The organism is Mesorhizobium sp. M1D.F.Ca.ET.043.01.1.1 (assembly GCF_003952385.1).
GTDB lineage: Bacteria > Pseudomonadota > Alphaproteobacteria > Rhizobiales > Rhizobiaceae > Mesorhizobium.
On the sequence record NZ_CP034444.1, the window covers coordinates 3,797,461 to 3,823,102 of the forward strand.

Annotated in this window: 18 protein-coding genes and 5 pseudogenes; 15 read left to right on the forward strand and 8 right to left on the reverse strand. The window is 58.3% G+C overall.

Features of this window, described 5'->3' with window-relative positions:
• The first annotated feature begins 336 nt into the window (after positions 1 to 336).
• Entirely contained in the window at positions 337 to 3,021 is a 2,685-nt protein-coding gene (locus tag EJ067_RS18590) for an AAA family ATPase (protein ID WP_126063811.1), read from the forward strand.
• Positions 3,022 to 3,042: 21 nt separating this feature from the next.
• Here the strand turns inward: EJ067_RS18590 and EJ067_RS18595 are convergent, their stop codons facing one another.
• Entirely contained in the window at positions 3,043 to 3,372 is a 330-nt protein-coding gene (locus EJ067_RS18595; protein ID WP_186815491.1) for a hypothetical protein, read from the reverse strand.
• A 59-nt stretch (positions 3,373 to 3,431) separates the two neighbouring features.
• On the opposite strand from EJ067_RS18595, the gene EJ067_RS18600 reads away from it, so the two are divergent.
• The 3 genes from EJ067_RS18600 to EJ067_RS18610 are packed head-to-tail and all read left to right on the forward strand — an operon-like array spanning position 3,432 to position 8,010.
• On the forward strand, positions 3,432 to 4,889 hold the full coding sequence (locus EJ067_RS18600; RefSeq protein WP_126057628.1) for a metallophosphoesterase: 1,458 nt from the start codon (positions 3,432 to 3,434) through the stop codon (positions 4,887 to 4,889).
• Between the two features lie 2 nt (positions 4,890 to 4,891).
• Positions 4,892 to 6,958 carry a hypothetical protein gene (locus EJ067_RS18605; RefSeq protein WP_126057629.1) on the forward strand — a complete coding sequence of 689 codons (2,067 nt, stop codon included), beginning with the start codon at positions 4,892 to 4,894 and terminating at the stop codon, positions 6,956 to 6,958.
• A complete protein-coding gene (locus EJ067_RS18610; RefSeq protein ID WP_126057630.1) occupies positions 6,955 to 8,010 on the forward strand; it encodes a hypothetical protein in 1,056 nt (351 codons plus the stop codon). Before EJ067_RS18605 ends, EJ067_RS18610 begins: the two co-directional genes overlap by 4 nt.
• Before the next feature lie 606 nt (positions 8,011 to 8,616).
• On the opposite strand, the gene EJ067_RS18615 is transcribed toward EJ067_RS18610, so the two are convergent.
• Together EJ067_RS18615 and EJ067_RS18620 are read right to left on the reverse strand one after the other, a co-directional pair.
• The gene (locus EJ067_RS18615; RefSeq protein WP_024504268.1) at positions 8,617 to 9,675 is read right to left on the reverse strand and encodes a class I SAM-dependent methyltransferase; all 1,059 of its coding nucleotides are present in this window, start codon (positions 9,673 to 9,675) and stop codon (positions 8,617 to 8,619) included.
• Positions 9,676 to 9,732: 57 nt separating this feature from the next.
• Positions 9,733 to 9,953: pseudogene (locus EJ067_RS18620) on the reverse strand (insulinase family protein); the annotation flags it as partial.
• A 1,054-nt stretch (positions 9,954 to 11,007) separates the two neighbouring features.
• Between EJ067_RS18620 and EJ067_RS35380 the strand changes: the two are divergent.
• Complete coding sequence (locus tag EJ067_RS35380) at positions 11,008 to 11,373, forward strand: extracellular solute-binding protein (RefSeq protein ID WP_245454714.1); 366 nt, start codon at positions 11,008 to 11,010, stop codon at positions 11,371 to 11,373.
• 464 nt (positions 11,374 to 11,837) lie between these two features.
• Here the strand turns inward: EJ067_RS35380 and EJ067_RS18630 are convergent, their stop codons facing one another.
• From EJ067_RS18630 to EJ067_RS35385, 3 genes and pseudogenes are all read right to left on the reverse strand, one after another.
• Complete coding sequence (locus EJ067_RS18630) at positions 11,838 to 13,292, reverse strand: glutamate synthase subunit beta (RefSeq protein ID WP_024504270.1); 1,455 nt, start codon at positions 13,290 to 13,292, stop codon at positions 11,838 to 11,840.
• 41 nt (positions 13,293 to 13,333) lie between these two features.
• A pseudogene (locus tag EJ067_RS18635) lies at positions 13,334 to 13,497 on the reverse strand (thioredoxin domain-containing protein); the annotation flags it as partial.
• Between the two features lie 275 nt (positions 13,498 to 13,772).
• Positions 13,773 to 13,958 (reverse strand): annotated as a pseudogene (locus tag EJ067_RS35385) (pyridoxal-phosphate dependent enzyme); the annotation flags it as partial.
• Between EJ067_RS35385 and EJ067_RS18645 the strand changes: the two are divergent.
• Positions 13,873 to 14,826, forward strand: coding sequence for a TauD/TfdA family dioxygenase (locus EJ067_RS18645; protein ID WP_024504271.1), 954 nt, complete (start codon positions 13,873 to 13,875; stop codon positions 14,824 to 14,826). The pseudogene EJ067_RS35385 and the gene EJ067_RS18645 sit on opposite strands and share 86 nt — an antisense overlap.
• Positions 14,827 to 15,420: 594 nt before the next feature.
• Here EJ067_RS18645 and EJ067_RS34625 read toward each other — a convergent pair.
• A complete protein-coding gene (locus EJ067_RS34625) occupies positions 15,421 to 15,690 on the reverse strand; it encodes a hypothetical protein (RefSeq protein WP_024504272.1) in 270 nt (89 codons plus the stop codon).
• A gap of 993 nt (positions 15,691 to 16,683) precedes the next feature.
• Here EJ067_RS34625 and EJ067_RS18655 point away from each other — a divergent pair.
• Positions 16,684 to 16,830 (forward strand): annotated as a pseudogene (locus EJ067_RS18655) (multicopper oxidase domain-containing protein); the annotation flags it as partial.
• A gap of 104 nt (positions 16,831 to 16,934) precedes the next feature.
• Here the strand turns inward: EJ067_RS18655 and EJ067_RS35390 are convergent.
• Positions 16,935 to 17,063 (reverse strand): annotated as a pseudogene (locus EJ067_RS35390) (LysR family transcriptional regulator); the annotation flags it as partial.
• A gap of 370 nt (positions 17,064 to 17,433) precedes the next feature.
• Here EJ067_RS35390 and EJ067_RS18660 point away from each other — a divergent pair.
• The 8 genes from EJ067_RS18660 (at position 17,434) to EJ067_RS18695 (ending at position 25,383) form a co-directional block, all read left to right on the forward strand.
• Entirely contained in the window at positions 17,434 to 17,715 is a 282-nt protein-coding gene (locus EJ067_RS18660) for an acyl carrier protein (RefSeq protein WP_029356603.1), read from the forward strand.
• Positions 17,716 to 18,924 carry a beta-ketoacyl-[acyl-carrier-protein] synthase family protein gene (locus EJ067_RS18665; protein ID WP_126057631.1) on the forward strand — a complete coding sequence of 403 codons (1,209 nt, stop codon included), beginning with the start codon at positions 17,716 to 17,718 and terminating at the stop codon, positions 18,922 to 18,924.
• 853 nt (positions 18,925 to 19,777) lie between these two features.
• Positions 19,778 to 20,368 (forward strand): NodA family N-acyltransferase, encoded by a 591-nt coding sequence (locus tag EJ067_RS18670; RefSeq protein WP_024505875.1) that lies wholly within the window; start codon positions 19,778 to 19,780, stop codon positions 20,366 to 20,368.
• The gene (nodB, locus tag EJ067_RS18675) at positions 20,365 to 21,024 is read left to right on the forward strand and encodes a chitooligosaccharide deacetylase NodB (protein ID WP_126057632.1); all 660 of its coding nucleotides are present in this window, start codon (positions 20,365 to 20,367) and stop codon (positions 21,022 to 21,024) included. The genes EJ067_RS18670 and nodB overlap by 4 nt, the downstream gene beginning before the upstream one ends.
• Before the next feature lie 15 nt (positions 21,025 to 21,039).
• Positions 21,040 to 22,365, forward strand: a complete 1,326-nt coding sequence (gene nodC, locus EJ067_RS18680) for a chitooligosaccharide synthase NodC (protein WP_032899868.1) — start codon at positions 21,040 to 21,042, stop codon at positions 22,363 to 22,365.
• A 260-nt stretch (positions 22,366 to 22,625) separates the two neighbouring features.
• The gene (nodI, locus tag EJ067_RS18685) at positions 22,626 to 23,540 is read left to right on the forward strand and encodes a nodulation factor ABC transporter ATP-binding protein NodI (protein WP_024505873.1); all 915 of its coding nucleotides are present in this window, start codon (positions 22,626 to 22,628) and stop codon (positions 23,538 to 23,540) included.
• 3 nt (positions 23,541 to 23,543) lie between these two features.
• A complete protein-coding gene (locus EJ067_RS18690) occupies positions 23,544 to 24,332 on the forward strand; it encodes an ABC transporter permease (protein WP_029356621.1) in 789 nt (262 codons plus the stop codon).
• A gap of 289 nt (positions 24,333 to 24,621) precedes the next feature.
• Complete coding sequence (locus EJ067_RS18695; protein WP_024505871.1) at positions 24,622 to 25,383, forward strand: sulfotransferase; 762 nt, start codon at positions 24,622 to 24,624, stop codon at positions 25,381 to 25,383.
• The last annotated feature ends 259 nt before the right edge of the window (positions 25,384 to 25,642 follow it).

Sequence of the window (25,642 nt, forward strand, 5' to 3'; positions counted from 1 at the left end):
GTGACGGCGAACCTCGATCGGCCTATCGGTGAGGCGGTCGAATTCCGCCCATAGACTATCGAAAGGCACGCACTTCCAGCTCTATCTCCTCGTACGCGTTGCCGGCTACCTAAATTCGTGCGCGCGGTCCAATGCCTTTGATTGCTGATGTCGTTGTGGAGACGTTTGATCGCTGAAGCATTTGTTTGCTGACCTAGCGGCGCGGGGGGAGGTCATTTATTGGGTACATCTCCAGCACTCTATGTGCGATCGCGAGGAAAATTTGTCCAGACAAGCGAATTCATCGAATCTGGACTAATCAATAAGTATAATGATGGTAAGATTCGGGGGGCAGGAATGGCCGAGGTTGGACTTTTGGAATGGGCGGATAAGCAGCCCGACTGGATTAGGGATGCCTTAAGAAGACACGCCGCGCGGCCGGGCTTCAACCTCGAGCAGGAGGATAAGGCCGGTGTAACAGCTCGGGTCCGCCACGTCGGTGGATTTACCGCTGATCTGCCCGAATGCTCTCCGCTCTCGGCGGAGCATTTGAGGGCCAACAGTTCGAACGAGCCGCGCGCGGTGCTTTGCTCACTCGGCCCCGTCAAGCATTTGAACCGCCTCGCCGAAGAGCAGCAACTGCGTTTCGCCACCGATGGCATCACCATTATCTACGGCGACAATGGAAGCGGAAAGAGCGGCTATTGCCGGATCGCGAAGAAGCTTTGCCGTAGTCTGACGGCGGATGATCTTCTTGGCAACGTGTTCGAGATCGGCACCAAACCGCCAGCCGAAGTGCTTGTCCGGTTTCTCGAAGAGGGTGCTACGGAACCGACCCCCATAACCTGGAAGGACGGAACGCTGCCCCCCGCGTCAATTGCACGGATCTCCGTTTTCGACTCCGCGAACGCTCGCCTCTACGTCGATAAGCAAAACCGTATCGGTTTTCTGCCCGCAGCCATCGCGCTTCTCGAAAGCCATGGACGTCACCGCACCGAGCTCGAAGCCGACTTCCGGGAAGAAATCAAAGCGATCGAAAAGAACCTAAAGACACCATTGCCGAGTGGGTACACAGCTGCCGGCGCGGTCGTAAAGCTGCTGGCTCGTCTCGAAATCAAGTCAAAGGACGTGATGCCTTCCGCAGCCGAAATCAAAAACCTCGCTGCCCTCTCAGAGCAGGACATGGCTGATCTCGCTGGCCTCGAACAGGCTCTGGCAAGCGACCCTTCAACGATGGCGACAAAGCGTCGGCGTGCCAAGGCGGCCTTGGAAAAACTGCTGACTGCATCTGAACAGATCGACGCGGCTCTCTCAGCGGCGGCCCTCGAGATTTATCGCAATCTATATGCAACAGCCGATTCTACAGCGCAGGCTGCACAACTTGCCGCCTCAGGAGCGTTCGCGACTATGCCGTTGAGCGGCGTTGGGCTTTCTCCCTGGCGGTATATGTTCGACCATGCACGAGCCTATTTAGCGAGCGTCACTGGCATCGATCATCAGCACTTGCCAGATCAGGAAGGCGATCGTTGCATGCTCTGCCAGGAGCCGATGACGGCGGACGCCGCGGGGCGGATCCAATCCTTCAATGACTTCGTAACGGGCGCCGCAAATAAGGCGGCGCAAGTCGCATCTATTGCCCATGAAGAGGCCCTGCGCCAAATCAAAGGACTCACCATTGCGACCGGGGAGGCGGTTGAGGCGGCTCTCGGAGAGTTTGGCGATCTGTCCGCCGCACGCAAGGCGATGGTGGCCCTGATCTCGGCATATTATGTCGAGGCAGGTAAAAGGCGTGATGCAATTGTCGTTGCGGCTGCGCTGTCCGAGTACGCTGCGTTCCCGCAACTTGCGGCGCCAGTTGCATCGAAACTCCGAACGGAGGCGGAGGCGCTAGAGGCCGAAGCGCTGACGGACGACAAGGCAGCGGCCGACGACGGGAACCGCGCTACCGATCGAGCTCGTCGCGATACACTCAAGGATCGGAAAAAACTGGGCGACGATCTCACCATCGTTCTCGCGCGCTTGGCGAATCTCGAAGAGCGGCGCAAGCTTCTCTCATGCTGCGATGCTGTCGAAACAGGCTCGGTGTCACGGCAGATGACGTCGCTTCGACGAAGCCTCGTCATGCAGGATCTCGAAAAGCGCGTCGTCGCCGAGATTGAGACTCTGGCGTTAACGCACATCCCGTTCGCAGTTAATGATCGTAGTCAAGATGGGCAGAGCTATTTCGAGGTCGGGCTCAACGCGGCAAAAGCGATCTCAAACAGCAAGGTCTTAAGCGAAGGAGAGCAGCGCGCGCTTGCCCTGGCCTGTTTCTTAGCCGAGGTCGGAGGAGACACATCGCGTCAAGGCATGATCATCGACGACCCCGTGTCATCTCTCGACCATGTTCGGATCAGGCGGGTCGCGGCAAGGCTCGTAAAAGAAGCGGCCACAGGACGTCAGATTATTATTTTCACCCATAATCTTCTGTTCTTCAACGAGGTGGTTGACGCAGCTGCGCAGGCCAATCCGCCGATTCCCCTTGTTCGAAACTACATCAACAAGTCCGAATCTGCCGGTTTTGGCTTGATTAGCGAAACTGACGAGCCGTGGATCGCACAGTCTGTCACGAAGCGCATCGAGACTCTCAAGACGCGCCTGAAGAGCTTCGACGGCGCCACTGATTTCACCACCGATGCTTGGCGAAGGTCAGCGAAGGATTTCTACAGCGATCTTCGGGAAACCTGGGAGAGGCTCGTTGAAGAAATCCTGCTCGGTAAAGTCGTCGAGCGATTTAACAGCGATGTCAAGACACAGAGCCTGAAGGGTGTGGTGGTCGAGGACGAAGACCACAAGCGAATCTATTGGGCCATGAAGCGAGTTTCGGAGCGTTCTGGACATGACATGGCGTCCGCCAAGGCCATTCCAGTTCCAACACCAAACGATATGAAGAGCGATCTTGATGGAATTGACCAATATCGTATCGACACCACCAAACGAAAAAAGGATGCCGAAAAGCGCCGGATTGAATTCGAACAGCCTCCCAAGGCGACTGTACTCTAGCCTAATGACTATTGTCGTGTATTACTGGCCCTCACTGGCTTCATCCTGCTGCGCATGCCGGTGTCCGCCTGCCGCGGGCGAAGCCGACGTGACGAGGAAGTATCGCGAGGGCGCCAAGCCATCAATGGCTGTGCGCTCGCTCTTCATCTTGGATTTCAGCGCCGAGAAGCCTGACCGCTGGTAGTGCTTCGCCTGCACAATGTCGCCGCCGGCAAGGGCATGTCGACCATCCATCGCGTCGTCCGGTCCCTCGGGAAAGGCCTCGAAACGCTTGTCGATCTCGCGACCTACGAGGTCGCGGGCCAAATCCTCAAACTCGTTATGGGACAAACTCGAGAAATCATAAGCCATGCGCCCAGATTGAGTGCCCATTTGGTGGGCAGACAAGCAACCGGGGGCACAATTGCGTCGTGCCTCTCCATTACCAACAAAAAGATAAACGCGCTTTCCAGGCGATGCGGTCGGATGATCGTTTCGCGCTTGGCAAAAGCGAACGGATTAGTCTATGGCTCTCGGCGGGGGGGCGAGTTATGCGACGGGTGCGAATCCTTCAAGTAGGCGATATTCACTATCCGGATTGGCATCCTTCCTCTAGCAACATCGATGCCAAGGATAGCAAGTTCGCTCCGAAAATAACGCAGAAGCTACGCGCGTCTTCGCTGCGTGCCGTCTTGACGAAGCTTCGGCGGCTGACGACTTCGAAGCCCTTGGATTCGATCGCCTTCATGGGGGATTTCACGAGCCGTGGCGACAAGACTTTCATTGCTTCGGCATTCCAGCATTTCACGTTGCTCTGCCGCGCACAGGGGCGCAGTTCAAAGGCGCTTCCGTTGATATTCGTACCGGGAAATCACGATGTGAACCGTGATGACGCGCGCGAACTTGGACCGACTGAGAAATTCAGCGAAATGGCGAGTTTAGCCGCCCGCTTGGGTTGGCAGACCGTTCCCGTGGACCAACCCGTGCACTTCAGACTTCCGACAGGATCCGCAGGCGCAAACTTCATCCTCGTCAACACAGCGATAGGCAGTTGGGAGCTTCAGAACCTTCCCGCGTTCCTTCGTGATCGTCTCGAGGCACTCGGTCCTTCTACAGAACCTGTAGATCTCGGCTCGCCGGACACCTCGGGACATTCGCCCGCGACACCTCCCAGCGATCCAGACAAGGAGGCGTCCGACGACGAGTATTACGGTCAGATGGACACGCCATACATCTCGCGTGAGATGCTTGCAGGCCTACAGGAATTGCTCCAGCAGCCCGACATGCGTTACGGCATCATGATCGGCCATCACAATCTGCTGCCACAAAAGACTCCGCGCATTACGCCATACGCGGAGATGCTCAACAGCGGATTTGTCAGAACTCAGCTGCTGCAGGGCAACAAGCCTATCGTCTACCTGCATGGACACATACATGCCGATCCGGTCGAGATCGTCAACGATCCAAGGTTTCCGGACGGCAAATTGATCTGCATCTCAGCACCAGAGATACAGTCAGGTTTCAATGAGCTCGTCTTCTTCACGACCGATCAGGGAGAGCTCGTCGGCATCCGACTTATACCCTACCGCACCAATGTCGCCGACGGGACGGTCATGGAAGGCGAACATTGCTTCATCTCGACTATGTCCAACGGCAAGGCCTTTCTGAACAACGACACGTTTGACCTGATGCGCCGACTGCGCGACCATGCCACCAGGCGCGGGAATGGGTTACTCTTCTGGGACGAGATCACTGAGATTGCCGCCTCCGCCGAGCTCGGGCTAGATTTGGAAGACTCTCTTCTGATGCTCCAAGCGGCGCGCTTCGTCGAGATAGACGGCCTCACGAAGGCAAACTCGGCTTGGCGCATTAAGGTAAGGGACGAATAGAGATGGAGAATCCGTTCGGCCCCAACAGGATCGAGTACGAAAGTCGCCCGATACTGTGGTTCAGTCAGAAGTCGGCCTTGATTTCTGCCGCCGCCAAGCCGGTCTTCGTCGCAGGGACGAGAGGCAGCGGCAAGACCAGTATTCTTCGCTCGCTTTCCACAGTTCATATCCTCGAAGACAAAAGTCTCGCGGACCAAGTCGGCAAGCTCGGCTGGTATGGCGTCTTCTTCCAGCTCAATGAGACATTTTCGCCCCTAATCGACAACGCGGTTCTGAACCTCATTCCGGAGCGGATACGCTTCGACACGGCCGCCGTGATCCCGCGGCAATTCGTAATCTTCTCTCACTATCTGGAGCTGAAGATAGTCGAACGCCTGCTCGAGAGCATCAGCCAGCTCAGACGCGACAGCCACTTGAAATACCGGGCCTCTGAAGATAGGGACGTCGCCTTGGCACTGCATCGCGAAGTGCTGCACTTCATACCCCAACCTGCCCGTCTCGACTTCTTCAGCATAGATGAGCTGCGGGGTGGGATAACCCGGTACGTCGACGAATGCTTCAACGCGTTCTTCTTTGCCGCCGATGAGGGAGCGACCGGCTTCAGAGCGACAGACCCTGGCGCGATCATTAACAAGGTCGCGACCGCGATCACCCCACTTTTAAATGGCCCATCTTTCGCCGGTGACAGGGCGCCCTTCTTCAAGATCCTGATTGACGACTGTGAGGCACTGACACCGCTCCAACAGCAGTTCCTGAACACCTTGGTGAGGAAGACGCGCGGCAATGTGAAATGGGTCCTCGCCTACATCGGCGGCCTTTACGACACGATCCGGACGATCATACCCGGCCAGTCGCTCTCGAATGCTGACCGGGACGTCGAGAATCTTGATTCAGTCGATCCGAGGGAGTTCGCCACGCTGTGCGAGAACGTGTCGTCGCTTCGGCTCTACTATGCGCTTCCTGACCATCTGCGGAGTGATCTCAAGCGCAACGATGCGCTCAGCGCGTTTTCGCTCAAAAACCGGCTGGGGCGGCTTTCCGTCAATGACATCATCGAGCGGGTTATCATATCGGGTCATTCCGAGGGCAGAGAAGAGCTTGTGGCACTCGCTGATGCAGCACGTGAATTCCTCTCCGTGAATTTGAGGACGGCGGATCAGCAGCAATTCCTTCTTGATCGAAAAGCGCGCCCTTATGCCGAAGGGCTGGCGCTCGCGCTCATGAACCCGGAAATCAAGCGCCGGCCCATGAGCAAGGCGGATGCTTCAAATCTGAAGAGGTCGATCGCCCGGAAACAGGGATGGGCTTTTCTGAAAGCGTGCCAGATGCTGCGTCTGCATGACTACCCGTACGTAGGGCACCAGATCATCACATCATTGAGCGACGTCTGTATACGCGATTTCCTTGATATAATGGGAGAGATCTTCCGCCGCAGTGTTCCGAGTTCCAGTGATCCACGAAAACTGGTGGAATTCATCAACTCGGATTTACAGATTCATCTCGAACAGCAGAGACAGGCTGTGAACGCCGCCTCTCAACGGAAGCTTGATGGACTTCAGGCGCTTTCACATCCGTACGAAGAAGAGAGCGTGCGCATGGTGCGGGCGTTGGGTTACCTGACCGCTCGCCTCCAGACAGAGTTTGCCGAAGAAAATGCTCTAGGAACGACAGAGAGAGGCATTTTCAGGGTTGATCTAAAGGAAATGCGCTCGCTGGTGAACCGACTGGAGCAACCCAGCGGAAAACTGGACGAGGTCCTGCGTCGGGCGGAAAGGGATGGGTTTATCCGGGAGGTCTCCGCCGCCGGCAACTTTGAGGTGGACCGCGCCGACCCCGCATCGAAGGAGATGCTGATCAGATTGCATCGGCGATTTGCACCTTACTTCGGGTTCTCCTATCGCGGCCCGTACGAAATCAACACAATCCCTGCGGCGCAGATGGTCGACCTGCTTTTTACCAGGCATCGGCTCCCAGAAGACTGGGCCGACTCGGTGTTTAAGGAGCTCGTCGCGCGGCCCGCACTCAAGACCGAATTCCAGCACTCGCTTTTCGAGAGCGATCTCGAATGACCGCTTCAACTGTCGAGTATCGAGTCTTCGGCCATCTGGCCGTCACTGAGAAGGCGAGAGATGCAGGTACCTGCGAAACGATGGAGGCAGATATCGCGATCGTCGCGCTTGGATGGGAAACGCGTTTCGCCGCGTTCGAAAACCATCTTGACCTGAAGGTCGGCAAAATCGTGGTTCTGGACTTTGCTCTGAAGGAAGCGAACGTCCCAGCCGTCGAAGAAAACCGGCGAAAGCTCATCGCTATGGGTACCCGATGGGGCGTCGAAGTGACTGCGATCACCCTCGAGCCTTCCATCGAGTATCAGAAGAACATCAATCTCCTCGATCACCTGCTCACTCAGATGGCCGCTTCATGTGGCTCATACGAAGGAAGCCTGCGGAAGGTTTTCGTCGAGTGCTCGACGATGCCGCGAATCTACATCCAATGGCTGATTGCGGTGGCATTCAAGAAAATGTCGATTCAGTCTCTCGAATTCGGGTACGCCGAAGGTATCTACGGGAACGCGATCGGCAAAGAGGATTTTTCCAGCGGCTTGGACCGATACGTCACCGTCCCTCATCTTCAAGGCAGCGGAGGAATGGGCGAAGAGAAAGTCCTGCTCGTGGGGATCGGAGGAGATGCCGACGTATTCTACGGATTGATCGATATCGTCAGTCCGGAACGGATCTCGCTCCTCGTCCCAAGAAGCGAGAAGAATGCGCATATCGATGCTTTGCTCGATCAACAGGTGGCCAAGGTACGTGAAACCCACCGGCTCGAAGATGGCGAAGTTCGCGACATCCAGGCTTTCGGGCTGATGGCCCACCTCGATGCTTTCGAGACGTATCTCGACGGGTTCGGCTCGCGTGCGGTGGTGAACGTTTTTGTCAGCGGCCCGAAGGTTCAGGCCATCGCTGCTGCCGTGCTCGCCTGCTCCGACAGCCGCGTCCATCTCAAGGCACGAATTCCCACCTCCTATGCCCATCGTGAAGTCTCAGCGAATGGGCGGTATCATATCTATAGGCTGATTGACCTGACATCCCCTGCCTGCAGCCTTCCCGGGACGTTCTGACACGATCTTGCATTCGAGTAGCATCATGGTCCCAGTAGCCGTTCCGCCAAGCCTTCAGCGCATGTTCGTGTCGCCCGATCCGGTCGATGGGGGACTAATTCCCACTTAGAAGCTGCTCTACATCAGATCAGGGGAAATGCAGACTGGCAGAATTCCATAATTAGCGACTCAAAACATATACTCAGGCGAGACTGTTTAGCATAGAAATAGTGAGCGCTCTCCAATATGTTAGGCTCTGTCGCAGTAGCGCAACAAGCTCAGTCTTTGGATGGGTGGTATGAGGATGAGACGACTGAATGTGTACAGGCTCAGTCATTTTATCGAGGCTCTCGTTTTTGTCGTAAGCGCGTTCGGTGCGACGTGGCTTACCAGCTTTGTGAACGCGCCATGGTGGGCATATGTGATTATAGCGGCCATCACTATGGGCATGTTCGTAGCCGTGCGTCGGGTCCTTTCTGAGCCGCAACGTATGGGACTCTTGGCACACAACTCGGCAGCGACCTCTGCGTGAACCCAGGCGCCTTGAAAATGTCCCCGATGCGTCCGGATTTTTGGCGGTGATCTTCAATCAAATGCGATGAGCTGCAATTTCTGGCGACGGCCACGCTAAGGGCGGGCCTCCAGCACCATGTTGAACGGTGTCTCCGCGGCGCGACGCAATCGCTTGAAGCCGCCGCCGGTCACAACCTTGCGCAGCCTCGCCTCACCGGCCTGGGCTCCAAGCGCGAGCCCGACTTCCTGCGACACGGATGCGGGCGTGCACACGAAAGTGGAAGCGGCATAGTAAACGCGGCCGACGGGATTGAGGTTCGCCGCCAGATGATCATGCGCGAACGGCTCGACGATCATCCACGTGCCGTCCGGCTTGAGCGATCCGTGGACATGGGTGGCGGCGCCCGTCGGGTCGCCCATGTCGTGAAGGCAATCGAAGAATGTGACGAGGTCATACGTTCCGGGATAGCTCTTGGCGGCCGCCACGTCGAACCGCGTGTTAACGCCGACGCCGGCTACCTCGGCCGCCTTGCGGGCGCGCTCAATCGAGGGGGCATGATAGTCGAAGCCGACGAAGCGCGAATTGGGGAAGGCCTGTGCCATGAGCACGGTCGATGCACCATGACCGCATCCAACATCCGCGACGTCCACGCCGCGTTCGAGCTTCTCGACGACGCCCTCCAAGGCCGGCAGCCAGGAGTCGATCAGATTGGCATTGTAGCCTGGACGGAAGAACCGTTCCGTACCGCGAAACAGACACGCGCTATGATCGTGCCACCCGACGCCCTTGCCGGACTGGAATGCCTGCCTCACCTTTTCTTCATCGAGCCACAGCGCGGACAGGAACTCGAATGCGCCTGCCATGAAGGCCGGGCTGTCTTCATCAGCGAACACCAGCTCTTGCTCGGCGTTGAGATAGAATTTGTCGCTCGCTTCATCGTAGTCGACGTAACCCGCCGCCGCCTGCCCGGAAAGCCATTCCCTTACGAGGCGTTCCTGGGTGCCGGTGCGTGTCGAAAGTTCGGCGGCCGTCATCTTGCCGCCTTCGCGCAATGCCTTAAACAGGCCGAGTCTGTCCCCCAGCAGGACTCCCGCGCCCGTTGCGATCGCACCGAGATCGCCGACCATTTTCCCCAAGAATGCGTCCAACTTTTCCTGATTCGCTTCAGACATCTGAATCTCCCTTTGGGTTCAATCTCTCCAGGCGACGGAGCCGTGCTCGTCATGAGGCGCCTTGAGCATCAGATGCTCGAAGACATGCAGATATCCCCGGCGGCTCATCCGCGCTGCCGATCCTGCACCAGACCATATCGGTGACGAGCGGCGCGGTGGTCGGGAATGACAGCCACCTCCATGCCGTTGAAAAGCAGGAAATCCGTCACTTTGCCCTCGTCGGTAACCGGCGGAGCCGGAGTGGTCGTCACCAGGGCAAGCCCTGTTGCAGCAGGTATCCTTGGGCAGCCTGTCAGAACATCGATGACTCCGGTTGTGGTGCCGGGGCGGGCGATCAGGGGCCAAGTGATTGTTCCGCGGCGGCTGTATGTTGTGGTAAGGTGATCATGCGAACTCTTGTTGGTCGGTCACGTGTTTTGCGGATGACCCGCATGTACTGTGCCAAATGAGAAAACCATTCAAACGCAATCCAGTAGATCTGACTGTATCCGACATTGTCGGAATTTGGACATCGCCGAACGCGAAGCGCTCGGGGCTTGTGACGATACTTGAGCGTGCTGCTTCGGAGGAGGGATGCGCCTCGAACCGGCCGCGAGGCCTTTTTCTGGCAACGGATATTCCGGCCGGGTTAGGCCGCGAGGAAAGCGACGGTGAATAAGAGGTAGAGGACCAACCGTTTTGAGCGGGTAGTTGCCGTGTTGCGCCCCCAGGCAAAGGCCAGCACCACGGAGCAGTATTTCTGGTGGCGATACTACATCGCCTTTAAGTGCCGGTTACCCGTTTTTACCCAGTTGGCCTGGTGCATTCAGAGCGAGGTCGTTGGAAACCGCTTATTGTGGCTATGAGCAAACTCGGGATGGAGGAGTGGACCCAAAAATTGGCAAAATGCCCCAGGGAGGATTACATGGGTCGCTCATTCCCCGTACTCGTTACAGGTGCGCGTCGCTACGCAAACAGCTTGCTTTTGACTTGGCGTTTCTTGCCGTTTCGGCATCGCTCACTAATTCGGCCGCTGCCGACACCGTGAACTGGCGTCAATTCGAAGGGACCAGCATAACTTGGGCCTACGACATCCACCCCTATGCGGATGCTCTCGCTGCGCAACTTTCCGGAGTTCGAGAAGCTGACCCGGCATCAAGGTCACGCCGGAACTCTACCCAGACGATTCTTACTGGAACAAGATGACGATCCAACTGACGACGAAGTCGCCAGCATGGGATGTGTTCGGCACTGGCATTCAGCCCGCGTAGGACCTCGCTCCGAGTGGCGCCTGCTGGACAAATACCTGAGTGATCCGAAGCTTACCGATGCTGGATACGACTACATTCGGACATGATCAAGAAGTGCGCGGCTCCTTCCTTCGCCAATGATAACTGGAACCAGGTCGTGGACGGCATCTCGTCCGGCCGCACCGCGATGACGATCGACTCAAAAATGTTCGGCTTCTGGAACGATGTTGCGGGGAAGCCGGCATCCGGCAAGATCGCCTTCGCTCCGCCGCTGCACGCACCGAGCGCCACGAGCTTGGATTCTGACATCTGGATCTGGGCTCTCGCCATGAACGCGGCTTCCGAAAAGAAGGGCACGGCCTGGCTGTTCATCCCGTGGGCCACCTCCAAGCAGGTGGCGCTCAAGGGTGCCCTTGCTGGCCAGCTCGTCAATCCGCCGCGCACGTCGACCTGGCAGGACGATACCTAGACTAAGTACGCTTCGCAGCCCGAGTTCAACAACTTCGTTGACAGCTTCAAAAAGATACAGGATCAAGCCGCGCTGGCTTTCACACCGCGTGTCGGCTTCGGCGAAGCCATGAACGCATGGGCCGTGGCGATGCAGAAGATGGCAAACGGCGATGACGTCGAGACGACGTTGAGGGCGCTTGCCGAAGAAATCCGCACTGGCCTCTGATCAAAAGGAACAGGGCAGTACTATTGCACTGCCCTGTTCCCGCCAACGGCGGAGATCACGCCGTGTCACCCCAAGCACTTAAACCCAGCGCTGCTTCGCCCGGCCGCGCCGACGATTTTTCTTGGCCGCCAAGGCGGCAGCCTGCGGCCGGGGCCACAACCGAAACGACCACGGCGATCAGTCCGTAAGCTGCCCGGGGCAGCGGAAGGGCGGAAAGCGCCTTCAGGTGGCCGCACAAGTAGGGTCTCGAGACGGACTCAGCGCGGCAGCACGCTCGATCCCATCAGCGCCTCATCGATGGCGCGCGCCGCCTGGCGGCCCTCGCGGATCGCCCAGACGACCAGCGACTGGCCGCGCCGCACGTCGCCCGCCGCATAGAGCTTTTCGACGCTGGTCCTGTAGTCCCGGTCATTGGCCTCGACATTCTTCGAGCGGCGGCTGTCAATGGCGATCTTCATCTGGCCGGCCAGTTCCGACACCGGCCCGCGAGCGGCTGGCCCGGCAAAGCCGATGGCGATGAACGCGAGATCGGCACGAATGACGAATTCGCTGCCGGCGATCGGCTTGCGCTTTTCGTCGACCTCGCAGCATTTGACCCCGGTCAGCTGGCCGTCTTCGCCGATGAACTCGAGCGTCGCCACCTGAAACTCGCGCTCGGCGCCTTCGGCCTGCGAGGACGAGGTGCGCATCTTGGTCGCCCAGTAGGGCCAGACCGAAAGCTTGTCTTCCTTTTCCGGCGGCTGCGGACGGATGTCGAGCTGGGTGACGCGGACCGCGCCCTGGCGGAAGGCGGTGCCGACGCAGTCGGACGCGGTATCGCCGCCGCCGACGACGACCACATGCTGGCCGCCGGCGAGGATCGGATGCGACGGCCACGCCACCGACTGGATCGGTTCGCCGCCGACACGCCTGTTCTGCTGCACCAGATAGGGCATCGCGTCATGCACGCCGCCGAGATCGTCGCCGGGAATGCCGGCCGCGCGCGGCGTTTCGGAACCGCCGCAATAAAGCACCGCGTCATGTTCGGCGAGCAGCTCGGCAACCGGCTTGTCGACGCCGACATTGACGCCGCAATGGAAGGTGACGCCCTCGCCCTGCATCTGCTCGATGCGCCGGTCGATATAGTGCTTCTCGATCTTGAAGTCGGGAATGCCGTAACGCATCAGCCCGCCGGGCCGGCTCTCGCGCTCATAGACATGGACGTCGTGGCCGGCGCGGCCGAGCTGCTGGGCAGCCGACATGCCGGCCGGGCCGGAGCCGATGACGGCGACGCGCTTGCCGGTCTTCTTCTCCGGCGGATAGGGCCTGATATGGCCGGTCTCGTAAGCCTTGTCGGCGATCGCCTGCTCGACCGTCTTGATGGCGACGGGAATGTCCTCGAGGTTCAGCGTGCAGGCTTCCTCGCAAGGTGCGGGGCAGATGCGGCCGGTGAATTCCGGGAAATTGTTGGTCGAATGCAGGTTGCGGATCGCATTGTCCCAGTCGCCATTGTAGACGAGGTCGTTCCAGTCCGGGATCTGGTTGTGGATGGGACAGCCCGTTGGCCCGTGGCAGAACGGAATGCCGCAATCCATGCAGCGCGCGGCCTGTTTCTCGACCTCCTTGTCCGACATCGGCAGCGTGAATTCACGGAAATGCCGGATGCGGTCGGAGGCCGGCTGGTACTTGTGCACCTGCCGGTCGATTTCGAGAAAGCCTGTTACCTTGCCCATAGTCCAGCTCCTGCTGTCCAGATGGCGCGCCTGGCGACGCCCTGCAGCTGGATCAGATGGGGCATCCCGTCCACACATGGGCCGCACCAAGTTGCCCAAAATTCGACTATGTACACTTGCCGGGCTCAAAGCTCGTGAGGGGCTCGCCATGCAGCCAGTTCTCGACTCTAATCGAAGGAGCCGGGGACTCCATCTGCAATACCACGTTGCGGTCCAAAGCTATTTCCAAAGGTTTCTGCACGAGCTGGTTTCCTCTCAGAGACGGCACACGGGTTCAGGGAGGAGCGCATCGCTCGTCTTGCCCCATTAAGTGCAGTCACAGTCACTCAGTCTCAAAAGCCATGCCAACGCGCTCAGCGCGCAGTTAGCGCCCATTGCTTCGAAAAACCTCGTCAGTGCCCAGATGTTGGTTGTAATGAACCTGACATTTGTCTGACGCTGTCAGCTTTTGGACACGCGATCACGCGCTTCGTGCCGCCAGGCCAGGCCGAGCCCTGTGTTGCCAGCGGTCGCTTCGATGATTGTACCGCCCGGCGCGAGCTGGCCACGCTGTTCGGCATTAACGATCATCGACAACGCAATGCGATCCTTGATCGATCCGCCGGGATTTTGGCTTTCGAGCTTGACGAAGAGAATTCCTGACTCCGACGTTGTACCGCTGACCAGCCGTGTTGGAGCTGAAATCAGAGGAGTTCGCCTTGGTGGAGACCTTTCGGACGCAGCGATAGCAGCCATCAACCAGCTTCTTCTAAAACACAAGGTGATCTTCTTCCGCGGCCAGGAGCATCTCGACGATGCGGAGCAGGAATTGTTCGCGCGGCGTCTGGGTAACCTTGTACCTCATCCCACGCAGGGGCCGGCAGCCGGCACGGCCTCAATCCTCAATCTCGATTCCGGCCGTGGCGGTGGCAGGGCAGACCAGTGGCATACCGATGTGACTTTCGTCGATGCCTATCCGAAATTCTCGGTCCTACGTGGCGTCGTCATTCCGGCGGCGGGGGGCGACACGATCTGGTCCAACACGCACGCCGCGTACGAGAATCTGCCGGCGCCGCTCAAAATATTGGCGGACAATCTGTGGGCTATTCATAGCAATGCCTACGACTACGCAGCCGTGCGCCCGCGCGCCACAGCCGAAGAGAAGAAGCACTTCGAGGAAGTTTTCACATCGACGATCTACGAGACCGAGCATCCGGTCGTGCGCGTCCATCCGGAAACCGGGGAGAAGTCGCTGCTGCTCGGCAATTTCGTGCAGCGCCTCGTCGGCCTTTCCAAGAGCGATTCCGCCAAACTCTACGAGGTGTTCCAGTCCTACGTCACTGCCCCGGAAAATACCGTGCGGTGGCGCTGGCAAGTAGGCGACGTCGCTATCTGGGACAACCGTGCTAACCAGCATTATGCGGTCAACGACTATGGCGACCAGCACCGGGTTGTGCGTCGCGCTACGGTTGACGGTGACGTTCCGATCGGCGTCGACGGTCGCCGCAGTATAACCCATGTCAAGGCAGCCAAGCCGGCGGCGAAGGCAGCCTGACCGTCTGAACAGGGTAAAGATGAAAACTTCGTATCGCCGCGGCCATATCGCGCTGCTTAACCGCCCCACAAAGCCTTATGATTTCCGAGAAGCAAGGCGAGTTGCGGGCTCGAGGCTTGGCCCGAAATCGAGGTCCTGCAGCGTGGCGCATGGCTCGAGTCGCTGCTCGTGGCCCCGCTGCAGCGGTACAGGTCCCCCACCGCCCCACCATCTCGCCCGCCCTGCACCTCGGATAGCGATCATTCACCGTTTGTTCATTATGATAGCGCACGATCATAACTGGACATGCTGGTAGCTCGTACATGCCTGAAGGCCCTGCGCGCCGACCCAGCGCCGGGGCCTTTTTACTTCCGCAAAATCGATTCCAGCAACGCGGGCACTTCGCAGGATGTCGGAATCCCGCGCTTGCGATGATACGCCGTACAGCGAATTGCGCGAGTCAAACGAATTTGGGTTTCTCAAATATAGAATCGTCGATACCGATCCTGATGGATCGAGCCTCGACGACGAAGTCAACCATCTTCAAACGGAATTATTCAACATTGCCGAGAGCTCCCGGTGTGCCGTCGAAGCCGACATTGGGGAGGTCAGCGGTCACCAACGATCATGGTGATCGCCAGCATCTTTCGTATTCACATAACCGTCGGCCTTGTACTTTCCCGAGGCCATGACATGAGTGGGTCTTCCAAGCACCGATTTGGCCCGGTAGGATTTGCAGGGGGCGCGGACAAGCGGATGAACAAACGGAATGATGCCGGAAAACTGCGCGCGCCTGCTGGGATTTAGCCGACCGTCGATAGGAACATAGCCCTGGTCGACGGCTTTCTGAAGGGCAAGAGTTTCGCCGACCTGGCTCAGGAACATGGCTTGTCGACAACGAGGGTGCGCCAAATCATCGAGAAGGCCGATCGGCTCGTGGGCGGCGCATTCAGACCAAGACTGAAACGTCCAACGCCTCGCCTCGGTCCGATTTCATGGTCGACTATCCCTATGTGTGCAAATGGCCGAGAAGCACCGGCTGGGTAGCGTCACGCCGCATCATTCTTTGCGGAGCTGGAGCGCGCGGGATCGCTGGAGCGGCTGGTGAAAGCGGTTGCCGGGGCGCACAACACGTGAGCTGGCGCCTCGTGTGGCAAAAGGAGAGGGCGAGAGCCCATGGCCTGCAATGAAGCGATCAAGCATTGCGATCGTGGAACCAAGCTAGTCGACCATCCGGACCGCGGCCTTCAATGCCAGCTCGCCTTGGAATCGGCCTTCCAGGAATTGGCTGAGCGCGCAGCGGAATCCGGCTGGACCGAGGAGATAGCCACGCGCTCCTCGAACTCGCCGGCGCGCGCCTCAGGAGCGACTCCGCCAATGACAGACTGAGAGGACGATTAATCGTGCCAGGGCAACGAGAGAGCGGCAGGTTCAAGAAGCTTCGCCTGAACCGATAGGAACGTCGCTGCGCCAATAAAATTGGCGGTGAAGGCTGACCGCGGCCGAGTCGGGCAAGCGAGCGAAGTGCTGAAATAAGGGCGTGAGAATCCAAGACATCGTTTGTAGAGAGCATCGAGCTTCGCGAGATTGTGGTACAGGATCGACCGCAGGTGTTCTCGCAGCGCTCGCAGAACCCGGGATTCTTCCGCGGCACCCGCCAAGGCGAAGAACGGTCAGAGTTGCACGATAACGTTTAAAAGCGAGCCTTCCTCCGAAAGTCTGCGCGCGCAGTTCCACGGTCCGATGCGCTTTCATAGCTATTCCAATCGCCGCGCCCATCCTCTCCCGGATCAGGTCCAGCGGGTCTGCAGTGCATGCGCCCCCAAAGTGGACGCCATTGGGCCGGGTGAACCGGGCTCGATTGCGCGCCGAAGGCCCGTTCCAGGCCCGGAAATCCGGGTCCGTCAGGGCGAGCGCGTGCGGGTCGAGGTAGAGAACGGCCTTGCCGAGAAAACGACCGTGCACTGGCATCGCGTGCGTGTGCCACATGCCATGGATGGCGTGCCTCACCTCACGCAGAAGCCCGCGAAAAGGCAACGGAAGATCTAGCATTTATGGGGGAAATGTTTTTTCGGAGTGCTTGACCCGCAGGAAGGGCAGGGCATGACTGCCTATCGCCCGACCCGGCCGGCCGCACTCATGACCGGCTGGGCTCGGTTAATCCTGCATGCCGCGCCCATGAGGTTGCGCTCTGTCGGGAGTGCGTCGAGCACAACGACGAGATGTAGTTCACGATCTTTGAAACGCGTGTCAACCATCCAAAGTGTGGATGCCTTTCATCGAAACAAACGATTTCATCAATGTTCTGGAATCCTGCATGGGCAGAACAGAAACCGCCCGAAAGGAGATTTTTCATGCGCTCTACCGGGCAGTGGAGTGCTGGGAAAGGGAGTTGCAACTGACCGGGTCCGACTTCTTCCGAGTCTATGGACAGACTGGGAGACGCGCACGGTGTAGCGGCTCACATCGTCATACTGCACCTACGCCACACACCGGCCGGACCTGATCCGGCTTTATGAGCATTGGGCTTTGTCAGTTGCCCAAGCGTGATGGCTTTCGCGACGCGGCGCGCCTCAGGAACTGAGCCGCGTCCAGGTCGAAACGCGGGAAAGAAAGACAGGAAACAGAATGGCCGATCAATTCGCAACGGACGTCATTGCCCTGATCAAGAAACGCGCCGAGTCGGAGAGCGGTGAGGGAATGCCTGCGTCATTCGTCGGCGAGATAACAATCGCCACGGAACTGGACGCGCTCGGGTTTGATTCGCTGGGTTTGGCGGACGTCCTCTGGGATGTGGAGCAGGCCTACGGCATCAAGATCGACATGAACACGGCCGATGCCTGGTCCAATCTCAAGAATGTCGGCGACGTCGTGGAAGCCGTCCGCGGCTTGCTTGCGAAGGAGGCTTGAATGGACAGGCGCGTCGTTATCACCGGAGTGGGCGGCCTGTGCGGACTGGGCACCGACGCCGCCTCTATGTGGAAAGAGATGCGCGAAGGCCGCTCCGCCATCGGCCCGATCGCCAATTCCGAGCTTCATGACCTGGAGGGCATGACCGGCGCTGAGATCAAGGCGCTGCCCCAGCACGACATCAACCGGGGGCATCTCATCTCCATGGACCGCTTCAGCTTGCTCGCCGTGCTTGCAGCGCGCGAAGCCATGCGGCAGGCCGGACTTTCCTGGGACGAGGGGAATGCCCATCGCTTCGGCGCGACAGTGGGCGTCGGATTTACCGGTTCATACGCAACAGAACAAACTTACCGCTCACTGCTTTTGGGTAGCGCAATCCGTGCTGAACTCTTCACTGGAGTAAAGGTGATGCCCAGCGCCGCTTCCGTCCATCTTAGCTTGAGCCTCGGCTTGCGCGGGCCGGTCTTCGGGGTGACCTCCGCATGTGCCTCGGCCAACCATGCGATCGCCTCGGCGGTGGACCAGATCAAGCTGGGCCGGGCCGACGTAATGGTTTCCGGAGGCAGCGACGCACCCTTCGCATGGGGCGTGCTGAAAGCATGGGAAGCAATGCGCGTGCTTTCACCCGATACCTGCCGGCCCTTCTCCGCCGATAGGAAGGGCCTGGTGCTGGGCGAGGGTGCGGGCATGGCCGTGCTGGAAAGCTACGAGCATGCCACGAGGCGTGGTGCCACAATTCTTGCCGAGATCGCCGGCGTCGGCCTTTCCGCCGATGCCTTCCACATTGCCGCGCCATCTGTCGAGGGGCCAGCGTCGGCGATGCGCGCCTGCCTTGCCGATGCCGGGCTGAATGCCGAGGACGTCGACTACCTCAACGCGCACGGCACCGGTACCAAAAGCAATGATCAGACTGAAACGGCGGCGATCAAGCGTGTGTTTGGAAACCACGCTTATTTGATGTCCATCTCTTCCACCAAGTCCACGCACGCGCATTGCCTCGGCGCAGCGAGCGCGCTTGAAATGATCGCCTGCGTGATGGCAATCCAAGAGGACGTCGTGCCGCCGACCGCCAACTATCGCGAGCCAGATCCCGCTTGCGACCTCGACATCACACCCAATGTGCCGCGCGAGCGCAAGGTGCGCGTCGCCATGAGCAACGCCTTCGCCATGGGCGGTACGAACGCAGTTCTGGCATTCAGGCAGGTGTAGAAGCCATGCAAGACGCCTCATTTGAGGTCACCTGTCGTATCTAGCTGCTTGCCGGACCACTATGTGAAGCGAGCGCTATTGGCTGCCTCTGCGATGCGGGAATTGGCAGCGGACGTCTCACGATCAAACAGGCATCTGCTTGTAGAATTCTTTTAATCGTGAAGCGGCGCGAGTGCGCTATCCGTTGAGGTGAGCAAGGCCGGCGCCCTGGGTGAGCGCTGGTGTCGGGTGGTGGAAAGTACAGGGGGAGCTGTGTGGCCCCCTCTTTCTCGGCCTCGACGATGTGCGAAGGAGCCTGTGCGGCGAACGGGCCGACGCCCCAGGCTCAGAACCTGGGCGAACCTAACTCCCGCCAAAGGACAGCCCAGAGCTGGATACACGAAAGAGATACTGAACCCGCGAATCAGATTCTGATCAATCGTCGTGTCTGAGCTCCGCTCGGCTCTTACGGAGATAATCGCGCGGCCCGGCAACGGCCGCGCGTGCCGCGGGCGTGAGCTTTGCGCTTCGTCAGAAGTGCCTCGAGCGTGACGACGATAATTGACCAGCCATATGGAACGCATTCGCCCAGTTATCCAAAGCGTGGATACCTTTCATCTAAACAAAGGATTTTACCGTTTTTGCTGCAGGTCCCATAGAGGCGCTTCAAGTTGGAAAGATAGGTAGTTCCCATGGTTGCGTTGGATCCGAGGAGCATCATCTGGTGTGCGGGGCGCACAAAGTCAGTCGCATCTGCATTACGGCTTGGTCTTTCGGCGGTCTCCACAAGTTACGCCCCGTTGGTGCGATGCCAATTATTTAACCAATGCTTGGACATTTATCTCAACCAGACAGCTCCAAGGTGAGGTCTTCCATGCGCCCGAATGTCGATTGGAAGTTGTGCTGGGAAAATGAGCTGCAACTGGCCGACCATGTCGAACTCTCCGACTTTTTTCGAAAGACCTATGGACGGACTGGCGCCTTCAACGCGGAGCCATTCGAAGGCGGCCGCAGTTGGGCCGGCGCGAGGCCGGAATTCCGCGCAATCGGCTACGACGCGCATGGGGTAGCGGCTCACATCGGCATGCTGCGGCGCTTCATCAAAGTTGGCGAGGTCGACTTGATCGTCGCTGAATTGGGCCTGTACGCGGTTCGTCCGGATCTTGAAGGGCTCGGAATCGGTTTTTCGATGCGCGTGGCGTACCCAGTGCTCCATCAGTTGGGTGTTCCATTCGCTTTCGGCACGGTTCGGCACGCGCTGCGAAACCATGTCGAAAGATTCTGCAGAGCCGGCCTCGCGAACATTGTGTCGGGCGTTCGCGTACGATCGACCCGTCCAGATGTGCATCCCGACCTGCCGCCCACGCGCCTGGAAGACGTACTCGTGTTGGTTTCGCCGATCGGACGCTCGATGGACGAGTGGCCGTCCGGTACCCTGATCGACCGGAACGGTCCGGAACTATGAAGCCTCTGGACTACATATGCGAAGGGCAGAGTGACAATGCCGATGGCACTGCAGAGCGCAGCGTCTATCTGACGTTTGACGATGGTCCCAATTCATTTTTCACACCGCAGATACTCAATGTGCTGGCGCAACATCAGGTGACGGCGACCTTCTTCGTTGTTGGGGCCTACGCGGCCGACGAGCCGGAACTCGTTCGCCGAATTATTACAGACGGGCACGGTATAGCCAACCACACGATGACTCATCCGGACCTGGCCAAATGCGGGTCCGTCGAAGTCGACTGCCAGATAGTTGAGGCAAACAGAGTCATAGGGATGGCTTGCCCGCAGGCCATGGTTCGGTACTTTCGTGCACCGTATGGCATCTGGACCGAAGAAGTAATCGCTGCATCAGCGGGTGCGGCATTGGCGCCCGTCCATTGGTCCATTGATCCACGCGACTGGTCTCGCCCCGGCGTTGACGCCATCGTCGACAGAGTGCTCGCCGATATCCGGCCGGGCGCAATCGTGCTGTTGCACGACGGGTGCGCTCCCGACGAATTGCAACCAGGCAATCAAGCCAGTCTGCGCGACCAGACGGTGACAGCGTTGTCACGCCTAATTCCAGAATTGCACGGCCGCGGATTTGTAATCCGATCACTTCCTCAACACCCCTGAACAAACAGAGATCCTATGGACCTTCTCACCACAGCCAGTACTGTTGCCGTTTCGTCTTATGCGGTGCTCTCGACTGTTTACAGAGGCATGCAAGCGGTCTACTCCCAACCGGAAAATGTTACGCCGCCGTCGGAAAGCTTGTTCGGATCCGACCGTTGGCCGAGCGTGGATGTCATTATCCCCTGCTACAATGAGGACCCGCGCACACTCGCGGCGTGTTTAGCTTCCATTGCAAATCAAGATTACGCCGGAACATTTCAGGTCTATCTGGTTGACGACGGTTCTGGAAATCGTAATGCCGTCATCCCGGTACATCACGCCTACGAGGGCGACCCGAGATTCAATTTCATTCTGCTCCGCGAGAATGTTGGCAAACGCAAGGCGCAGATCGCCGCCATCCGCCGCTCATCTGGAGATTTCGTGCTCAGCGTCGACTCTGACACGACACTTGCGTCCGACGTCATCACAAAGCTTGCAGTAAAAATGCGGGATTCCATGGTCGGAGCGGCCATGGGCCAGCTGACGGCATACAACCGCAGCGACACTTGGTTGACCCGATTGATCGATATGGAATACTGGCTGGCTTGCAATGAGGAGCGCGCGGCGCAAGGTCGCTTTGGTGCGGTCATGTGCTGCTGCGGCCCATGTGCAATGTACCGCCGGTCTTGTCTCCTTTCTCTGCTGGATCAATACGAGACGCAGCTGTTCAGGGGGAAACCAAGCGACTTCGGTGAAGACCGTCATCTTACGATCCTCATGCTGAAAGCAGGCTTTCGAACCGAGTACGTTCCAGGTGCCGTCGCGGCGACAGTCGTTCCGGACAAGATGGGACCTTATTTGCGCCAACAACTCCGCTGGGCACGAAGCACCTTCCGGGACACGATGCTTGCGCGAGGTCTACTGCGTGGCCTGGATCGCTATCTAACTTTGGATGTGATGGGAGAGAATCTCGGCCCATTGTTGCTCGGCATCGCGGTAGTAACGGCGCTCGGTGAGCTACTATTTTCACATACAGTAAATTGGTGGACGGTGCTGGCTATTGTCACGATGACCATAATCAGATCTACGGTGTTATCTTTCCGCACTCGGCAGCTTCGATTCATCGGCTATTCAATGCACGCGTTAATCAGGATATTCCTGTTGATCCCCTTGAAGGCTTACGCCCTGTGTACATTGAGCAATAGCGATTGGCTGTCGCGTAAAAGTGTTCCCCTGCCCAACAGGAGCACAAAGGAAATCACAAGCGCGATGCCGCTTGCCGGAGCAAATGCTGCGGGCAATTCTGGAATTGCGGAGTCACTTCATACTGCAGATCTTTCGCTCACAGCTGGTGAAGTCTGACGGCCTTGCAGCGCCGAGTGACCGAGTAAGTTGTGTCAGTCGACACGGGGTGAAGCTTTCGAGTTACCTATGGTCAGAACGGGAACTATCTGGAAGCGACACGTGGCATCTTGACGTTATTCTTTGGCGGAAGCGATACACGCGTCGCTCCGGCCGCGACTTTCCAAAGGTGCCATCTCAAGGCGGTGGCCTGCTCTGAACCAGAATTCGCAAGTAAGCTGCCGGTGGCCAATCGGACTCATTCCGCTTGAGATAGACGCATGTCCAATGTAGCAATCGACCTTACCGGCGTAACCAAATTATTCGGAAACAAGCTCGTTGTGGACGGGCTGTCCTTCACCGTTGCATCGGGAGAGTGCTTCGGTCTGCTGGGGCCGAACGGCGCAGGCAAGAGCACGATTGCGCGTATGCTCCTCGGTATGACCCGGCCTGACGCGGGTGATATAACAGTCCTCGGTCTACCAGTGCCGGCACGCAGCCGCTTGGCCCGCAAGGGCATAGGCGTGGTCCCGCAGTTCGACAATCTCGACCTGGAATTTACGGTACGCGAGAACCTGTTGGTGTTCGGGCGCTACTTCGGCATGAGTACAAGAGAGATCAACGCCGTCATCCCACGGCTCCTCGAGTTCGCTCGCCTTGAGAGCAAGGCGGATTCACGTGTCGGCCTGCTATCCGGCGGGATGAAGCGGCGCCTGACGCTGGCACGTGCTCTGATCAACGACCCCCAGTTGCTTGTGATGGATGAGCCCACGACCGGCCTCGACCCGCATGCCCGCCATCTGATCTGGGAGCGACTTCGTTTCCTGCTGGCGAGCGGAAAAACGATCATTTTGACCACCCATTTCATGGAAGAGGCTGAGCGGCTTTGTGATCGGCTGTGTGTTCTCGAGCGGGGACGCAAGATCGCCGAGGGCAGTCCTCATGCGCTGATCGACGAGTACATTGGGTGCAACGTGATCGAGATCTTCGGCGGCAATCCACAGGAGCTGATTTCGCTGATCAGACCGTACGTTCAGCGTGTCGAGGTAAGCGGCGAGACGCTCTTTTGCTATGCGCCTGAGCCGGAGGATGTGCGCATCCAGCTTCGCGGTCGAGCGGGTCTGCGTATTCTAGAGCGTCCACCCAGTCTGGAGGACGTTTTCTTGAGGTTAACCGGACGTGAGATGGAGAAGTGAGCAATGGGTGAACGTTTTGCGGCCGCTCTACCCGCCAACGCCTGGAACTGGATCGCGGTGTGGCGCCGCAATCATCTGGCATGGAAGAAGGTGGCATTTGCTTCAATGCTCGGCACCCTTGCTGATCCGATGATTTACCTTTTCGGGCTCGGCACTGGCCTTGGACTGTTGGTAGGCCGCATCGAAGGTGCATCCTACATCGCCTTTCTGGCAGCCGGCATGGTTGCGACGAGCGCGATGACAGCATCAACCTTCGAAACAATTTACGCGGTTTTCGGTCGAATGCGCGATCAGGGCACTTGGGAAGCAATCCTGCACACACAACTTACCCTCGGCGACATCGTTCTCGGTGAATTGACCTGGGCAGCCACAAAGGCCTTTCTGGCCGGTACGACAATTGCGATTGTTGCCGCCGCGCTAGGTTATGCCGCGTGGACGTCGGTTCTCTACGTGCTGCCGGTCATCGCTCTCACCGGGTTCGCCTTTGCGAGCCTGGCCATGCTCGTCATCGCGCTCGCGCCCAGTTATCACTATTTTATTTTCTATCAGACGCTTGTCATCACACCCATGCTGTTCCTTTCGGGCGCGGTTTTTCCAGTCGGCCAATTGCCAGGAGTGTTTCAGCAGATTGCGGCCTTCTCGCCGCTGGCGAATTCTATCGATCTAATCCGTCCGGTGATGCTCGGCCGCCTGGGCGACAATGTAGGGCTGCATATAGGCGCACTTTGCATGTTCGCTGTATTGCCTTTTTTTCTGTCGGCTGGACTGTTTCATCGACGACTAATGCGTTGACGCTTACCTACGCCCATCAACGAGAAGGAGGTCCGCAATGCCGGATTGCAAACTGCCCCCAGCGGCCCGGAGGCATGCGTGTGCCAGGAATCGCGAGTGGTACAACAACGCCGAAGCCGGGCGCCACCCAGCCGCTGCAGGCACGCGCCCATCTTCGCGACCACACCTCGGAGTACAGGCTGGGTGGTGAGGCGCGCGGACCCACCCGGAGCGTTCAAGCGATAGCAGCCAAGCTTCTTGTGCGCGTCCCCAGACCGTCGCGGCCATTATTTAGTTGGATACACATGCAATGACCCACAACGAACCAACTCCTGAGCCTTTTGTGATCCTTGCTATGCCAAGGACCGGAACACACTATTTAGAAGAATTGCTAAACGAGCATCCGACCGTTCTGAGTAACGGTGAGTTGCTAAACGAATATGATCCCAATTGGCCCAGCACGGATCGCCTGCTAGGCACGGATCGCGAGCTTCTTGAGCTTGCCTATGTGCGCTGCCCTATGCGCGACTACAAGAATGTGACGCATCTTGGCTGCAAGATCAATGAACCTCAGTTTCGCGAGCGTCCAGCATTCTTTGCGGAATTAGCTCGTTGGCCAGCACTCAAGGTCATCCTCGTTGTTCGCCGAAACGTATTGGAATCGCTCCGATCCTTTGTGCAGGCCAGGGAAAGCGGTCAGTGGCTGAAGTTCAGCTCGGACAACGATACCGCTCGGCCACCGAGCGTCAGGTTGTCAATCGCCGACTGTGAGGCTTATTTCAAAGCCGCCGACGATTTTCACGCTCGCGTTATGGACTCCTTCACGTCGACCAACCTGCTTGTAATGGAATACGAGAGCCTACTTCACGAACCTGCCCAATGCTTGGGAGCGGTTTGGGATTTCCTGGGCGTTCCAGCGCTTGAGCCATCAGATAACGCCATCTTGCAGCGCCAGGAAACGCGACCGCTTGATCAAACGGTGGAGAACTTTGACGAGTTGCGGATTCACTTCGCACGCGGACCTTATTCAAGATTTTTTGACCTCGGAGATTCAATGCGCTCCTACGCTTAATCGCTTGTACCGCGTGCTCTGATGGGCGTGTAGGATATCCTGCAGTTTGCGCGCATTCCGTTCCAAAACTGACAAACCAAAGTCACCAAGGCAACCGGCAGTCGATCTGCGGCGAACATCAAAGGGCACGGGCGCAAGGCGACCTGGTCAATTCCCTCTCTGATGAAGCACTTCCTCAGACGCGATCTTTGGCGAGCCTCGAGTGCAGAATTCCGGCAAGGTGGAGGGTTCCAGTGCGCAACTGCACCAATCTCGCTGG

What these genes read in the sequence shown, in the direction of transcription:
- EJ067_RS18590 (WP_126063811.1), top strand. Translation starts at nt 337, where the DNA reads ATGGCCGAGGTTGGACTTTTGGAATGGGCGGATAAGCAGCCCGACTGG.
- nodB (WP_126057632.1), top strand. Translation starts at nt 20,365, where the DNA reads ATGAAGCCTCTGGACTACATATGCGAAGGGCAGAGTGACAATGCCGAT.
- EJ067_RS18660 (WP_029356603.1), top strand. Translation starts at nt 17,434, where the DNA reads ATGGCCGATCAATTCGCAACGGACGTCATTGCCCTGATCAAGAAACGC.
- nodC (WP_032899868.1), top strand. Translation starts at nt 21,040, where the DNA reads ATGGACCTTCTCACCACAGCCAGTACTGTTGCCGTTTCGTCTTATGCG.
- EJ067_RS18645 (WP_024504271.1), top strand. Translation starts at nt 13,873, where the DNA reads ATGCGATCCTTGATCGATCCGCCGGGATTTTGGCTTTCGAGCTTGACG.
- EJ067_RS18670 (WP_024505875.1), top strand. Translation starts at nt 19,778, where the DNA reads ATGCGCCCGAATGTCGATTGGAAGTTGTGCTGGGAAAATGAGCTGCAA.
- EJ067_RS18610 (WP_126057630.1), top strand. Translation starts at nt 6,955, where the DNA reads ATGACCGCTTCAACTGTCGAGTATCGAGTCTTCGGCCATCTGGCCGTC.
- EJ067_RS35380 (WP_245454714.1), top strand. Translation starts at nt 11,008, where the DNA reads ATGATCAAGAAGTGCGCGGCTCCTTCCTTCGCCAATGATAACTGGAAC.
- EJ067_RS18690 (WP_029356621.1), top strand. Translation starts at nt 23,544, where the DNA reads ATGGGTGAACGTTTTGCGGCCGCTCTACCCGCCAACGCCTGGAACTGG.
- nodI (WP_024505873.1), top strand. Translation starts at nt 22,626, where the DNA reads ATGTCCAATGTAGCAATCGACCTTACCGGCGTAACCAAATTATTCGGA.
- EJ067_RS18615 (WP_024504268.1), bottom strand. Translation starts at nt 9,675, where the DNA reads ATGTCTGAAGCGAATCAGGAAAAGTTGGACGCATTCTTGGGGAAAATG.
- EJ067_RS18605 (WP_126057629.1), top strand. Translation starts at nt 4,892, where the DNA reads ATGGAGAATCCGTTCGGCCCCAACAGGATCGAGTACGAAAGTCGCCCG.
- EJ067_RS18630 (WP_024504270.1), bottom strand. Translation starts at nt 13,292, where the DNA reads ATGGGCAAGGTAACAGGCTTTCTCGAAATCGACCGGCAGGTGCACAAG.
- EJ067_RS18665 (WP_126057631.1), top strand. Translation starts at nt 17,716, where the DNA reads ATGGACAGGCGCGTCGTTATCACCGGAGTGGGCGGCCTGTGCGGACTG.
- EJ067_RS18595 (WP_186815491.1), bottom strand. Translation starts at nt 3,372, where the DNA reads ATGGCTTATGATTTCTCGAGTTTGTCCCATAACGAGTTTGAGGATTTG.
- EJ067_RS18695 (WP_024505871.1), top strand. Translation starts at nt 24,622, where the DNA reads ATGACCCACAACGAACCAACTCCTGAGCCTTTTGTGATCCTTGCTATG.
- EJ067_RS34625 (WP_024504272.1), bottom strand. Translation starts at nt 15,690, where the DNA reads ATGTTCCTGAGCCAGGTCGGCGAAACTCTTGCCCTTCAGAAAGCCGTC.